This is a genomic window from Pedobacter frigiditerrae, assembly GCF_004331645.1.
Lineage (GTDB): Bacteria > Bacteroidota > Bacteroidia > Sphingobacteriales > Sphingobacteriaceae > Pedobacter > Pedobacter frigiditerrae.
Genome location: NZ_SJSK01000001.1, coordinates 1,338,388 through 1,351,035, shown reverse-complemented (window position 1 = coordinate 1,351,035; position 12,648 = coordinate 1,338,388). Strand labels below are relative to the sequence as shown.

Sequence of the window (12,648 nt, the reverse complement as noted above, 5' to 3'; positions counted from 1 at the left end):
GACACAAAGAACGCAAAGGTTTTTATTCTTTTCTCTGCAATTTCTCTCTTTCTCTGTGTTTAATATTCTTTGCGAACTTCTTTTCTTAGCGGTTAAATTGTTAATTTGCGCTAAATTCTTTTCAATTAATAATGAGCAATAAAGTTAAAATAGGTATCAGCATAGGTGATGTAAATGGCATTGGTTTAGAAGTAATTTTAAAAACCTTTGCAGAAAGTAAAATGCTAGATTACTGCACACCTATAGTTTATGGGCATACAAAAGTGGCTTCTTTTCATAGAAAGGTACTAAACTTTGGCGAGTTGATGTTCAATGTAATCAGCAATGCTGCGGATGCTAACCCACGCAAGGTAAATATGATTAATGCCTGGGAAGAAGATGTGAAAATCGACTTAGGTATTGCTAATGAAACTGGCGGAAAATACGCTTTATTATCATTACAAAAAGCAACTGATGATTTGGTAAGTGGTGCAATTGATGCATTAGTTACAGCTCCAATTAACAAAAATAACATCCAATCAGAGAATTTCAGTTTCCCTGGTCATACAGAATATTTACAAGAACGTAGCGGAAGTAGTGACGTCCTTATGTTTTTAATCAGCGAAACTTTACGTGTTGGGGTGGTTACAGGCCACATACCTGTTTTAGAAGTGCCACAGGCTATAACCAAAGAAAAAATCGTAAAAAAAATTCAACTCATTAACGAAAGCTTAAAAAAAGATTTCTGGATTGAGAAACCTAAAATTGCCATTTTAGGCTTAAATCCTCACGCAAGTGATAACGGACTCTTAGGTAAGGAAGAAGCAGAAATTATTTCTCCAGCTATACAAGAAGCATTTGATAAAGGCATAATTTGTTTTGGCCCATACCCTGCTGATGGATTTTTTGGCAATGGCACTTACAAAAAATTTGATGCTGTTTTAGCTATGTACCACGATCAAGGTCTAATTCCTTTTAAAACTATTGCCTTTGATACAGGTGTAAATTATACAGCAGGTTTAAAGTTTGTACGCACTTCACCAGACCATGGAACTGGTTATGATATTGCTGGTAAAAACTTAGCAGACCCAACCTCATTTATGGAAGCGGTTTTCGCAGCAGTTCATATTGTAGAACATCGCCGTGAGCAAGAAAGTCTATTGAAAAACCAATTACGCAGTGGCGGAAAATTAATTGAGACCGCTAGTGATGTGAAGGATGACGCTAATTAAGGCAGAAGGCAAGCGGTTAAAAGGCGGAAGGTAGCATGGCTTCTTACAGGTGATCTTTGACGCAAACACCATTACACAAAACACCTTATATCACACAAATATGGTATATGTTTTATGTCAAAAAATGTTCAACTTTAATAAACCTTAAAATTCTACCAATATGAAAACTTCATTATTATTCTTGACCAATCTATTTTTCCTATTCATTTTTTCTTCATCAGCAAATTCAGCAGATATTTATGCAGAATATCAAATAACAGGAACTAATAGCACCCCCATGATCAGCAAAATGTACGGCAAAAACGGGAATGTGAGAACTGAAACAATTATGAATGTGGGCGGTCGACCAATGAATACTACTACACTAATACTCAAAAGCAATCCCAATGTTGCCTATGTATATAATTCATTAACTACAACTTACACAGAAGCAAAAATTAATTCTAAAGCATCAATTAAAGACATAAGTATCAAAGTTTTAGGCAACGAAAAGGTTGGCAATTACAATTGTACTCATGTTAAAATGACTTCCGATGGAAAAACCTGGGATGCTTGGTTCACTAAGGAACTTCCATCGTTTAATTTCCCAATTAGCGGAAATAATGAATTAGGAAGCCAAAAAGTGATGAATGAATTAAAAAGCAAAGGAATTACTGGAATGATGGCTAAAGCTGTTTTTTTAACACCTGGAGGAAAATCAAAAGCCTTTACAATGCAATTGGTTAAATACGAAACCAAAACGCTAAATGCCAGTTTATTTACTTTACCATCGGGCTATAAAAAAAGTAGCGTTACACTTGACCCTGAGAAAATGAAAAACATGACACGTGAGCAAAAGAAAGAGCTGATGATGAAGATGATAAAGGAGCAACAGTTAAAACATTAGCTTACATTTCTGGCATAAGCTTTGTTTCAAAGACTTCTATATTAATCGCTTGAGATGTTTAAATTGATATTTTCTTTTTTCTGTTTAATACTAATTATCGAACCATCTTTAGCTCAAAAGTTAGTTATACATCCTAAAAAAGGCGAAATACACTTTACCTCGAAAACCATTATTAAAGACCAACAAGCTTTTGATAATGCAATAAATCAAAAGCGTGAAAAGTTGGTTGAAGCATTATTATCAACATTTAATGGTGTGTACGATTCGGCAATTGTTGATTCAAATTTCTTAAAAAGAGTAAAATCTGAAATGAAAGATCAACCTTTTAAAGTTGAAGATTTTGATTACCATCAGGTTTATTTAGACACAATTATTAAGAGCTACATAACTAATGCTGATACTTTAGTTGGTGATTACACAGTCATCAGTATTAAAAAATCAACTTTTGTTATTCATGCGGAAAAAGATGTTTTAAAAACTGTTACCAGTTCAGAGGATTTCGCTTTCAGCAAAAACAATGAGGTTATGATTCAAGAATTTAGGAAAGAAAGAAAAGTAATTAACGGTTACAATTGTTTTAAAGTAATTTATAAATATAAAATTGATTTTAGTGATGTTGAGGAAGTTGATGGTGTAGACATTTTAGGTATTTTAGGTGTTGACCAAATTAACACAACTGAATTTTGGGTCACTGAAAAAATTCAATCGCTATTTCATCCAATATGCAAGGAAAAAGAGATCTTAGAAAAATATTACCCGTTAGAGATTCTACAAGAGACTTCTTTTTTTAAAGGAATGAAAATGTTTTATACATTAAAATCAATCAGCCTATCAAACTAATTTTTTATGAAACTAACTTCAATTATTCAACCTGCTGAGCTACTTAACTTAAATCCAGATGAATTCGCGCTTATTGATGCAAGTGCAGGTTCGAAAGCTAGATATGATGAAAGTCATTTAGCAAACGCCTTATACATTGATTTAAATACCGATTTAGCAAACATTAAAGATTTTGCCATTGGCGGAAGGCATCCATTGCCAACGCTAAATCAATTTTCTGAAGTATTGCAAAAATTTGGAATTGATAAAGATACCCATGTAATTATATATGACGATAAAAATGGAGGCAATGCTGCTGCTCGTTTTTGGTGGATGTTAAAAGCAATTGGACACGAAAAGGTTCAAGTTTTAAATGGTGGCTTTGATGCTGCAATTAAAGTTGGTTTCCCTACAGATAATTTAAAGCCGAAAGCCGAAAGCAAAAAAACTTATCCAGTTAACGGTTGGCAGTTAGCAACAGCAGATATCGATGAAGTAGAATTAGCAAGTAAAACAGGTAACCAAACTATTGTAGATGTTAGAGATGCCAATCGTTTTGCTGGTTTAACTGAACCTATCGATTTAATTGCAGGTCATATCCCTGGCGCTTTAAATATTCCTTTTACTGGAAATTTAGATGAAAACGGCTTATTTCTTTCTCCAGAAGTATTAAGAGAAAAATATGTTACAGCATTGGCTGATGTAAAACATGAAAAAGTGATTGTACATTGCGGTTCTGGTGTAACGGCTTGCCACATGCTGTTGGCAATGGATTATGCAGGTTTGGAAATTCCGAAATTATATGTTGGTTCTTGGAGCGAATGGAGCCGGAATCATAAGGATATGGTTCTGGCGTCTCGCACATAAACAACTCTCCCTTGGTTGAGCAGTTAATAACCAGTCCCTTTCACTTGAAATACAATACTTACACGTAATTTTCTCGAAGATCCCCCTATTTAGCACCTAATTAATGGCTTATTATTATAGGCCTAGGTTGCCGGAGAGTTAGACCTCTGTAAATGTTGAGTTGCACAGTCGGTTTGTTGCGGGAAGGTTTGTTTAGTGCTTAGGGTTTATAAGGTTAGCTAGCTATAGAAGAGTTTAGCATTAGTGGTAGTAGCACCATCTTACGTCCATCCTTCGTTCATCTTACGTTCATCCTTCGTCTTAGCAAGCTGTGTTCAGTGGCTTTTGCGGCCTTATGATTGGCATAGTACAGGTACTAAAAATGAATGCTGTAAGATAACAATGCATACAATCTTTTCAGTAATAGAACCCTCATTTAATTTGGCTAATTAGCACTATATTTTTACCATTAAAAATTCCTTTTCCTCATATCTTTTGTTACTCCCTTTATGAGGATTGAAAAATATGGGTATTATTTTTCTAGATTCAATTTTGCAAAAATATTTCATTTTATAAATATATTTCCTACCTTTGCAGGCTAAAATTTAGTTACAATTGAAGGCATTAAAACAATTTTCAATCCCGTTTACCGGCTTAAAATTGGGCAAACATCAATTCGAATTCGAGGTTGATAAAAGCTTTTTTGATGCATTTGAGTACTCTTTAGTTAAAAATGGAGCACTTAAAGTTGAAGTTGAATTAGATAAGCAAGAAACAATGTTGATTTTGCATTTCCACATCTTGGGAACCATTCAACTTAATTGTGATAAATGTTTAACTGAATTTGCACAACCAATTGACATAACTGAGAGGCAAATTGTAAAGTTTGCAGAAGATGATTTAGAAAGTGATGATTTAGAGATTATCATGCTAAATAAAAAGGAAAGTGCGCTTGATGTTTCGGAAATCATTTACGAATTAATCAATGTTTCAGTTCCTTATATAAATACTTGCCAACAAGTTGGCCAAACTGTAAAATGCGATCCAGAAATGATTGCAACTTTAGAGAAATTGGCAAGCGGATCGGCAGAACAAGAAGAAGAACAAAATGACGACCCTCGTTGGGCGGCGTTAAAAAAATTAAAATAATAATTAAACAAGACAATGGCACATCCAAAACGCAAGATTTCTAAACAAAGAAGAGATAAAAGAAGAACTCACTATAAAGCTGTGGCTCCTTCTTTGGCTACATGCCAAACTACTGGTGCTATACACGTTCCTCATACAGCATACAATGTTGATGGTAACTTGTACTACAACGGTAAATTAGTTATAGAAAACACTTCAATAGGTTAATTTTCTGAAAAATTTTTGTGTTTTCCACTGGTTTAAGTTTAACTTAGATTGTTGGAATTAATTAGCGTTATGCTTACACACAAAAGATTTTTACTATGAAAATAGGTCTCGATATTATGGGCGGAGACTATGCTCCCAAAGCAAATGTTTTGGGGGCAATAGCAGCTCATCAATCCCTTACTCCCGATCAGCACTTGGTGCTTATTGGCGATACCCAGCAGATTAAACAACTACTTTCAGAGAATGGATTCAATCCAGATCACTTTGAATACGTACATACTGACGAAGTTATTGGTATGGGTGAACACCCAACAAAAGCCATTCTTCAAAAACCAAACTCAAGTATTGCAGTTGGCTTCCAATTATTAAAGGAAGGCAAAATTGATTCATTCGCAAGCGCAGGAAATTCTGGCGCTATGCTTGTTGGTGCTGTATTTAGCGTAAAAACAATCCCAGGAATTATTCGCCCCTGTTTATCAACCATTGTTCCTAAATTAAAAGGAGGAACTGGATTGATGCTAGACGTTGGTGCCAATGCAGACTGTAAACCAGATGTTTTATTGCAATTTGGAGTTTTGGGCAGTATGTATGCGGAACATATCATGCAGATTGAAAATCCGAAGGTTGGCTTAATGAACATTGGTGAAGAAGACGAAAAAGGAAATATACTTTCTATGGCAACTTTTCCATTAATGAAAGAGAGCAATCTTTTTAATTTTGTTGGAAATATTGAAGGAAGAGATTTATTTAATGAGAAAGCTGACGTTATAGTTTGTGATGGTTTTACAGGAAATATAATGCTTAAGTTGGCGGAATCATTTTACGTACTAACCATTAAAAAAGGGTTAAAAGATGAGTTTTTTGATCGTTTTAATTACGAAAACTATGGTGGAAGTCCGGTTTTAGGCGTCAATGCTCCAGTGATAATTGGTCACGGTATTTCTAGTCCTGAAGCTGTTAAAAATATGATTTTCCAATCAAGAGATATGATTAACACTGGATTGGTTGGAAAAATACAAGCCGCATTCCAATAATTTAACATAAATAAACCACCATGATTTTACAATTGCGTAAAAAACACCTAAAATCATGGTAGCTTCATCACAAATGAAGATATATTAAATAGATGAAAATGAGTAAAATTCACGCTGCCATTACTGCTGTTCATGGTTATGTCCCTGAGTATATCTTAACGAACAAGGAAATGGAAACCTTTGTAGATACCTCTGATGAATGGATTACATCTAGAACGGGTATTAAGGAGCGAAGAATATTAAAAGGTGAAGGTTTAGGCACATCAGATATGGCTGTTCATGCTGTAAATGGCTTACTTAAAAAGAGAGGAATTAATGCAAAGGAAATTGAATTGATTATTTTTTGCACCACTACTCCAGACTTTACCTTCCCTGCAACTGCTAATGTTTTGGCAGATAAGGTTGGTGCAACCAATGCTTGGGGTTACGATCTACAAGCTGCTTGTTCTGGTTTTTTATTCGGATTATCTACAGGAGCCTCATTTATCGAATCTGGAAAACATAAAAAAGTATTGGTAGTTGGTGGCGATAAAATGTCATCAATCATTAACTATAAAGACCGTACTACTTGCATCATTTTTGGTGATGGTTGTGGTTGTGTTTTATTAGAACCAAATGAAGAGGGATTAGGCGTTCAAGATTCTATACTGAGATCTGATGGTTCTGGAAGAAATTTCTTAGGAATGAAAGCTGGTGGTTCCGTGAGACCTGCGACTCATGAAAGTATTGATGCCAATGAACATTTTGCACACCAAGAAGGTCCAACAGTATTTAAATTTGCTGTTACCAATATGGCAGATGTTGCAGCAGAAATTATGGAACGTAATAGCTTAACTGCTGATGACGTTGCTTGGTTGGTTCCTCATCAAGCTAACAAAAGAATTATTGATGCAACCGCTTCTAGAATGGGCGTAAATACCGATAAGGTTATGATTAACATTGAACGTTACGGTAATACTACTAACGGAACTATTCCTCTCTGTTTATGGGAATGGGAAAGTAAACTTAAAAAAGGCGATAATTTAGTCTTAGCCGCATTTGGCGGAGGTTTTACTTGGGGCTCTGTTTACCTTAAGTGGGCATACAATAGTTAATTTGTTCATTAGTTCATTTGGCAGTAAACTTACCAATCAGTGAACCAATGAACTATTGAACCACTGACTATAATTTAAAACAAAAAAAACTATAACTTAGTTAATTCATTAAGACACCAATTTTTTAACATAATAACAAAAGAATGGATATCAAACAAATTCAGGAACTCATTAAATTTGTTTCTCGGTCAGGAGTAAATGAAGTTGCTATTGAGCAAGAAAACTTCAAGATTACAATTAAAACTAACCAAGCACCAGTTTATGTAAATGCAGCTTTACCAGCAGCAGGTGCTCCACAGCCAGTTGCTCCGGCAGCCGCACCAACAGTTGCAGTTGAATCTAAAGCACCTAGTGCTCCAGAAGTTGAAGATACTTCAAAATATATCACGGTAAAATCTCCAATGATTGGTACTTTTTATCGTTCTTCTAGCCCAGATAAACCATCGTTTGCAAATGTTGGCGATGAGATTGGCGTAGGAAAAGTTGTTTGTATCATTGAAGCAATGAAATTATTCAATGAGATTGAAAGTGAAGTTTCAGGTCGTATTGTAAAAGTATTGGTAGAAAATGCATCTCCAGTAGAATATGATCAACCATTATTCTTAGTAGAACCTATCTAATTAGCTAATTAACTAATTAGCCAATTAGCTAATTTAAAACATATGTTTAAAAAAATATTAATTGCCAACAGGGGCGAAATCGCTTTGCGCATTATACGTACCTGTAAAGAAATGGGCATAAAAACGGTTGCTGTTTACTCTACTGCAGATAGAGAGAGTTTACATGTACGTTTTGCCGATGAGGCTGTTTGTATAGGTCCGCCCCCTAGTAAAGATTCTTATTTAAGTATACCGAACATCATTTCTGCTGCTGAATTAACCAATGCCGATGCTATTCATCCAGGCTATGGTTTCCTTTCAGAAAACGCTAAGTTTTCTTCTGTTTGTCGTGATTACGGAATTAAATTTATTGGTGCTACACCAGAACAAATCAATGGTATGGGCGATAAAGCTTCTGCTAAAGAGACAATGAAAATTGCTGGTGTACCAACTATTCCAGGTTCTGAAGGCTTGTTAGAAAGCGTTAAAGAAGGTATTAAAATTGCAAATGGAATGGGCTATCCCGTAATTTTAAAAGCTACTGCTGGTGGCGGTGGTCGCGGAATGAGGATTGTTTGGAAGGATGAAGAATTTGAAAATGCTTGGGATAGTGCTCGTCAAGAGTCTGGAGCTGCATTTGGTAACGATGGCCTTTATTTAGAAAAATATATCGAAGATCCTCGTCACATTGAAATCCAAATCATTGGTGATCAATATGGCAAAGCTTGTCACTTATCAGAAAGGGATTGTTCTATCCAACGTCGTCACCAAAAATTAGTTGAAGAAGCTCCTTCTCCATTCATGACACCAGAATTGCGTGAAAAAATGGGCGAGGCTGCAATCAAAGGTGCTTTGGCTGTAAGTTATGAAGGTGCTGGAACCGTAGAGTTTTTAGTTGACAAACACCGTAATTTCTACTTTATGGAGATGAATACCCGTATCCAAGTAGAACATCCGGTTACTGAAGAAGTGATTAACTTCGATTTAATTAAGGAACAAATTAAGGTTGCTGCAGGTATTCCAATTTCAGGAAACAATTATGTGCCAAATATGCATGCAATTGAATGCCGTATCAATGCTGAAGATCCTTTCAATAACTTTAGACCATCACCAGGAAGAATTACAAACTTCCATTCTCCAGGTGGTCATGGTGTAAGAGTTGATACTCACGTTTATGCAGGTTATCAAATCCCATCTAATTATGATTCGATGATAGCAAAACTGATTTGTGTTGCGCAAACACGTGAAGAGGCAATTTGCACAATGGAGCGTGCTTTAAGTGAATTTGTTATTGAAGGTGTAAAGACAACAATTCCTTTTCACTTACAATTGATGAAAGACCCAAACTTTAGGGCTGGTAATTTTACCACGAAGTTTATGGAAACTTTCGAATTCTCAGCATAACCTGTTTATGATTAGAATATTTTAATCATAAAAAAGAGCTATTCGACCACTAAAAAAAAGATAGTGTCCGAATAAAATAATCTTTTTATAGATTTAAACCGTAAATACCATTCTATATCAAACAGAATGGTATTTTTGTTTAACAAATAATTCAATGAGCGATAACAAAGCAAAGGATCTGATCGATTCTATAAAAAATAAAGGTAAAAGTTTAGAAGCAGAGATGTCTTTCTTTGATCATATTGATGTTCTAAGAAAACATTTATTAAGAGGGCTTGCTGTCGTAACATTATTTACATGCGTAGCCTTCTATTTTTCAGATTTTATTTGGAGTAAAATTATAATGGGTCCAAAAGACCCCTCTTTTTGGACTTACAGAATGGGATGCAAGATTGCGGCAATGATTCCTTCATTAGCCCAAGATTTTTGCATCACTAAAATCGACGCCAAAATCATCAATACAGAAATGTCTGGGCAGTTTACCTTACAAATGACATCTTGTATCATGGCTGGCTTGATTTTAGGTATTCCCTATCTTTTATTTGAAGTATGGCTTTTTATTAAACCTGCCTTGTTAGAAACTGAAAGGAAATCATCTCAAGGATTTGTATTTTTTGCGTCGGTATTATTCTTATTAGGCGTATTATTTGGTTACTATTTTATAGCGCCTTGGTCTATTAACTTCTTGATTAATTTTACCGTAGATCCTGGCATCGAGAATACATTCACCATTGATTCTTACCTCTCTACAGTATTAACCTTAACATTAGGAACAGGAATAATCTTTCAATTACCTGTTGTTATTTTTATTCTTTCAAAGCTAGGTGTGATGACTCCACAGTTTATGCGAAAAAACAGGAGGTATGCTGCCATACTTATTTTAGTAATTGCAGCCGTCATTACACCAACTGCAGATCCATTTACTATGATGATTGTTGCTTTACCTTTATTCTTATTGTATGAATTAAGTATTATGATTTCATCGAATATTCAGAAGAAAAAATTAAAAGCAGAAGCGTTATTCTTTAAAAATTAATTTTCGTCATATTCACTTTGTCAATTTTCTTAACGGCTAATTAGCAAGTTGACAAAGTCCAAACCATTAATCAGATCCTATAGCTCAGAATATAAAGTTGGTTAATAACAAAAAATTTACGCATTAGCTGTATTATTCTACATAAATTTGAAAATGCCTTTAGAAGATAAATTAAAGATTGCAATCGGTGCAGACCACGCTGGTTTCGAATACAAGGAGATTTTAAAAGATTTCTTGTCAAACTACGAAGTTAAAGATTTTGGGACACACACTGCTGAGTCAGTAGATTACCCAGATTTTGCGCATCCTGTTGCATCTGCGGTAGAAAGTGGTGAATTCGATTTTGGCATTTTAGTATGTGGAAGCGCAAACGGGGTTGCAATTACAGCAAATAAACATCAAAAAATAAGAGCTGCCATTTGCTGGGAAAACGAATTAGCTGCGCTATGTAGACAACATAATAATGCAAATATCATCTGTATTCCTGCAAGGTTTGTTTCCACCGATGCGGCAAAAGCAATGACAACTACTTTTTTAACAACTGCTTTTGAAGGCGGTAGACATCAAAACAGAGTAAATAAAATATCCTGCTAACAAAAATTATAAAACCTACTAGTGATTAAACTGCACTAGTTTAAACCAACTTTAATGAAAAAAATATTTTTATTCACCGGCTTTGCGGTAGCGCTAAGCCTAAGTGCTGTAGCTCAGAAGAATGCTGATGCAGTGAAATTTAGTGAAAGTATCAATAAAAAGAGAGGGTATGACCACCTGTCAATTTTAGCTTCTGATGAATATGAAGGTAGAGAAACTGGAAAAAAAGGTGCTTGGATGGCAGCTGAATACATTAAAAAACAATTCCAAAGTTTCGGCTTAAAAGGCCCTGTTAAAGACAGTGCGGATCCTTATTTTCAAAAGTTAGGTTATGCTTCTTTGAGCCTATCTAAATCTGTATTTTCAGTTAACGGCCAAGCTAAAGAAAGTCTTAAGGATTATTACATTACTCCTGCATCTGTAAGTTCAACTGGTTATGATGTTAAAGCTTCTTCAATTTTATTTGCTGGTTATGGCTTAAATAAAGAAGGATTTAACGAATATGAAGGACAAGATGTAGCTGGTAAAGTTGTAATGATTTTTGCAACTGGTGATCCAACTGCAACAGCACCAGCTCCACAAACTGGTGGTCGTCGTGCAATGTCAAGTGTTGGAAGTCAACAAGCAAAAATTAAATATTTGCTAGACAATAAGGCCGCTGGTGTTTTAGTTATCAATGCAAATGTTGATAATATGGATCCAAGGTTAAAAAATGCATTGCAAAATGGAAATCCGTATTTAAAAACTGCTGACAGGATTAAAAATATGTCATCAGCGCAAGGCTTACCTGTTGTTGTAATTGGAACAGCAGTTGCTAACCAGCTATTGGCTACAGTTAATACCAACTTAGATGACATTAAAAAGAAAATTACCGACAGTAAAAAACCAGCAACAGTTGTTATAAATGTACCAGTTGCATTTAGTGCTAAAAGTGTTGAGACTGATGTTAGGGCAGAAAACGTTTTAGGTTTCTTAGAAGGTTCTGATCCAAAATTAAAAAATGAAATTTTGGTACTTACTAGTCATTATGATCACATTGGTTTAGTTGCAGATCCTAACGCAAAGGATAAAGTTAACAATGGTGCCGATGATGATGGTTCTGGTACAACTGGCGTTTTATTAATGGCAGAAGCATTTGCAAAAGCAAAAAAAGCTGGAAAGGGTCCTAAAAGAAGTATCTTATTTATGACTGTTGTTGGTGAAGAAAAAGGTTTATTAGGTTCTGAATGGTATTCTGAACACCCAGTTTTCCCAGTAGAAAATACAATTGCCGATTTAAACACAGATATGATTGGTCGTATTGGTGAAGAATACTTAGGCAAACCAGATAGTGCAAATTACGTCTACTCAGTAGGTTCATTCAAATTAAGTACCGAATTAGGTAAATTAAGTGAGCAAATGAACGACACTTATACTAAAATGAAATTGGATTATAAATATGATGATCCAAAAGACACACAACAAATCTACTATCGCTCAGATCATTATAACTTTGCTAAGTTAGGTATTCCTGTTATTTTCTTTTATGATGGAATGCTAGAACAAGATTACCACAGACCGGGTGATGAGGTGAACAAAATCAATTTTGATTTATTGGCAAAACGTGCTCATTTAACTTTTTACACTGCTTGGGAATTAGCTAACAGAGCTAACAGACCTGTGGTTGATAAAAATGCAGACGGTACACCTAAAACAAAATAGATCTACTAAAAATATTAAGTCCCGATAGTCAAAAGCTACCGGGATTTTTTTTGTCTATTCCATTTACA

13 protein-coding genes are annotated in these 12,648 nt (G+C 35.0%); all 13 read left to right on the top strand.

The window, feature by feature from the left end; all coding sequences use genetic code 11:
- The first annotated feature begins 131 nt into the window (after positions 1-131).
- Complete coding sequence (gene pdxA / locus EZ428_RS05760) at positions 132-1,211, top strand: 4-hydroxythreonine-4-phosphate dehydrogenase PdxA (RefSeq protein WP_131552144.1); 1,080 nt, start codon at positions 132-134, stop codon at positions 1,209-1,211.
- A gap of 160 nt (positions 1,212-1,371) precedes the next feature.
- Positions 1,372-2,097, top strand: coding sequence for a DUF4412 domain-containing protein (locus EZ428_RS05755; protein ID WP_131552143.1), 726 nt, complete (start codon positions 1,372-1,374; stop codon positions 2,095-2,097).
- 54 nt (positions 2,098-2,151) lie between these two features.
- The gene (locus EZ428_RS05750) at positions 2,152-2,937 is read left to right on the top strand and encodes a hypothetical protein (RefSeq protein WP_131552142.1); all 786 of its coding nucleotides are present in this window, start codon (positions 2,152-2,154) and stop codon (positions 2,935-2,937) included.
- Positions 2,938-2,943: 6 nt separating this feature from the next.
- Positions 2,944-3,783, top strand: coding sequence for a sulfurtransferase (locus tag EZ428_RS05745; RefSeq protein WP_131552141.1), 840 nt, complete (start codon positions 2,944-2,946; stop codon positions 3,781-3,783).
- Between the two features lie 594 nt (positions 3,784-4,377).
- Complete coding sequence (locus tag EZ428_RS05740; RefSeq protein ID WP_131552140.1) at positions 4,378-4,911, top strand: YceD family protein; 534 nt, start codon at positions 4,378-4,380, stop codon at positions 4,909-4,911.
- Between the two features lie 15 nt (positions 4,912-4,926).
- The gene (gene rpmF / locus EZ428_RS05735; RefSeq protein WP_131552139.1) at positions 4,927-5,118 is read left to right on the top strand and encodes a 50S ribosomal protein L32; all 192 of its coding nucleotides are present in this window, start codon (positions 4,927-4,929) and stop codon (positions 5,116-5,118) included.
- 95 nt (positions 5,119-5,213) lie between these two features.
- Entirely contained in the window at positions 5,214-6,152 is a 939-nt protein-coding gene (gene plsX / locus EZ428_RS05730) for a phosphate acyltransferase PlsX (RefSeq protein WP_131552138.1), read from the top strand.
- A 98-nt stretch (positions 6,153-6,250) separates the two neighbouring features.
- A complete protein-coding gene (locus EZ428_RS05725) occupies positions 6,251-7,246 on the top strand; it encodes a beta-ketoacyl-ACP synthase III (RefSeq protein WP_131552137.1) in 996 nt (331 codons plus the stop codon).
- Between the two features lie 143 nt (positions 7,247-7,389).
- Positions 7,390-7,866: an acetyl-CoA carboxylase biotin carboxyl carrier protein gene (gene accB, locus EZ428_RS05720; protein WP_131552136.1), complete on the top strand. Its 477-nt coding sequence runs from the start codon at positions 7,390-7,392 to the stop codon at positions 7,864-7,866.
- Between the two features lie 42 nt (positions 7,867-7,908).
- Positions 7,909-9,249, top strand: coding sequence for an acetyl-CoA carboxylase biotin carboxylase subunit (accC, locus tag EZ428_RS05715; RefSeq protein WP_131552135.1), 1,341 nt, complete (start codon positions 7,909-7,911; stop codon positions 9,247-9,249).
- Positions 9,250-9,403: 154 nt separating this feature from the next.
- Positions 9,404-10,285: a twin-arginine translocase subunit TatC gene (gene tatC / locus EZ428_RS05710; RefSeq protein ID WP_131552134.1), complete on the top strand. Its 882-nt coding sequence runs from the start codon at positions 9,404-9,406 to the stop codon at positions 10,283-10,285.
- 153 nt (positions 10,286-10,438) lie between these two features.
- Positions 10,439-10,879: a ribose 5-phosphate isomerase B gene (rpiB, locus tag EZ428_RS05705; protein ID WP_131552133.1), complete on the top strand. Its 441-nt coding sequence runs from the start codon at positions 10,439-10,441 to the stop codon at positions 10,877-10,879.
- A 54-nt stretch (positions 10,880-10,933) separates the two neighbouring features.
- Positions 10,934-12,580, top strand: a complete 1,647-nt coding sequence (locus tag EZ428_RS05700; RefSeq protein WP_131552132.1) for a M28 family peptidase — start codon at positions 10,934-10,936, stop codon at positions 12,578-12,580.
- The last annotated feature ends 68 nt before the right edge of the window (positions 12,581-12,648 follow it).

Coding starts and splice junctions, on each gene's coding strand:
- EZ428_RS05745 (WP_131552141.1), top strand. CDS start 2,944: ATGAAACTAACTTCAATTATTCAACCTGCTGAGCTACTTAACTTAAAT.
- EZ428_RS05700 (WP_131552132.1), top strand. CDS start 10,934: ATGAAAAAAATATTTTTATTCACCGGCTTTGCGGTAGCGCTAAGCCTA.
- plsX (WP_131552138.1), top strand. CDS start 5,214: ATGAAAATAGGTCTCGATATTATGGGCGGAGACTATGCTCCCAAAGCA.
- EZ428_RS05725 (WP_131552137.1), top strand. CDS start 6,251: ATGAGTAAAATTCACGCTGCCATTACTGCTGTTCATGGTTATGTCCCT.
- EZ428_RS05750 (WP_131552142.1), top strand. CDS start 2,152: ATGTTTAAATTGATATTTTCTTTTTTCTGTTTAATACTAATTATCGAA.
- pdxA (WP_131552144.1), top strand. CDS start 132: ATGAGCAATAAAGTTAAAATAGGTATCAGCATAGGTGATGTAAATGGC.
- rpmF (WP_131552139.1), top strand. CDS start 4,927: ATGGCACATCCAAAACGCAAGATTTCTAAACAAAGAAGAGATAAAAGA.
- EZ428_RS05755 (WP_131552143.1), top strand. CDS start 1,372: ATGAAAACTTCATTATTATTCTTGACCAATCTATTTTTCCTATTCATT.
- accC (WP_131552135.1), top strand. CDS start 7,909: ATGTTTAAAAAAATATTAATTGCCAACAGGGGCGAAATCGCTTTGCGC.
- accB (WP_131552136.1), top strand. CDS start 7,390: ATGGATATCAAACAAATTCAGGAACTCATTAAATTTGTTTCTCGGTCA.
- tatC (WP_131552134.1), top strand. CDS start 9,404: ATGAGCGATAACAAAGCAAAGGATCTGATCGATTCTATAAAAAATAAA.
- rpiB (WP_131552133.1), top strand. CDS start 10,439: ATGCCTTTAGAAGATAAATTAAAGATTGCAATCGGTGCAGACCACGCT.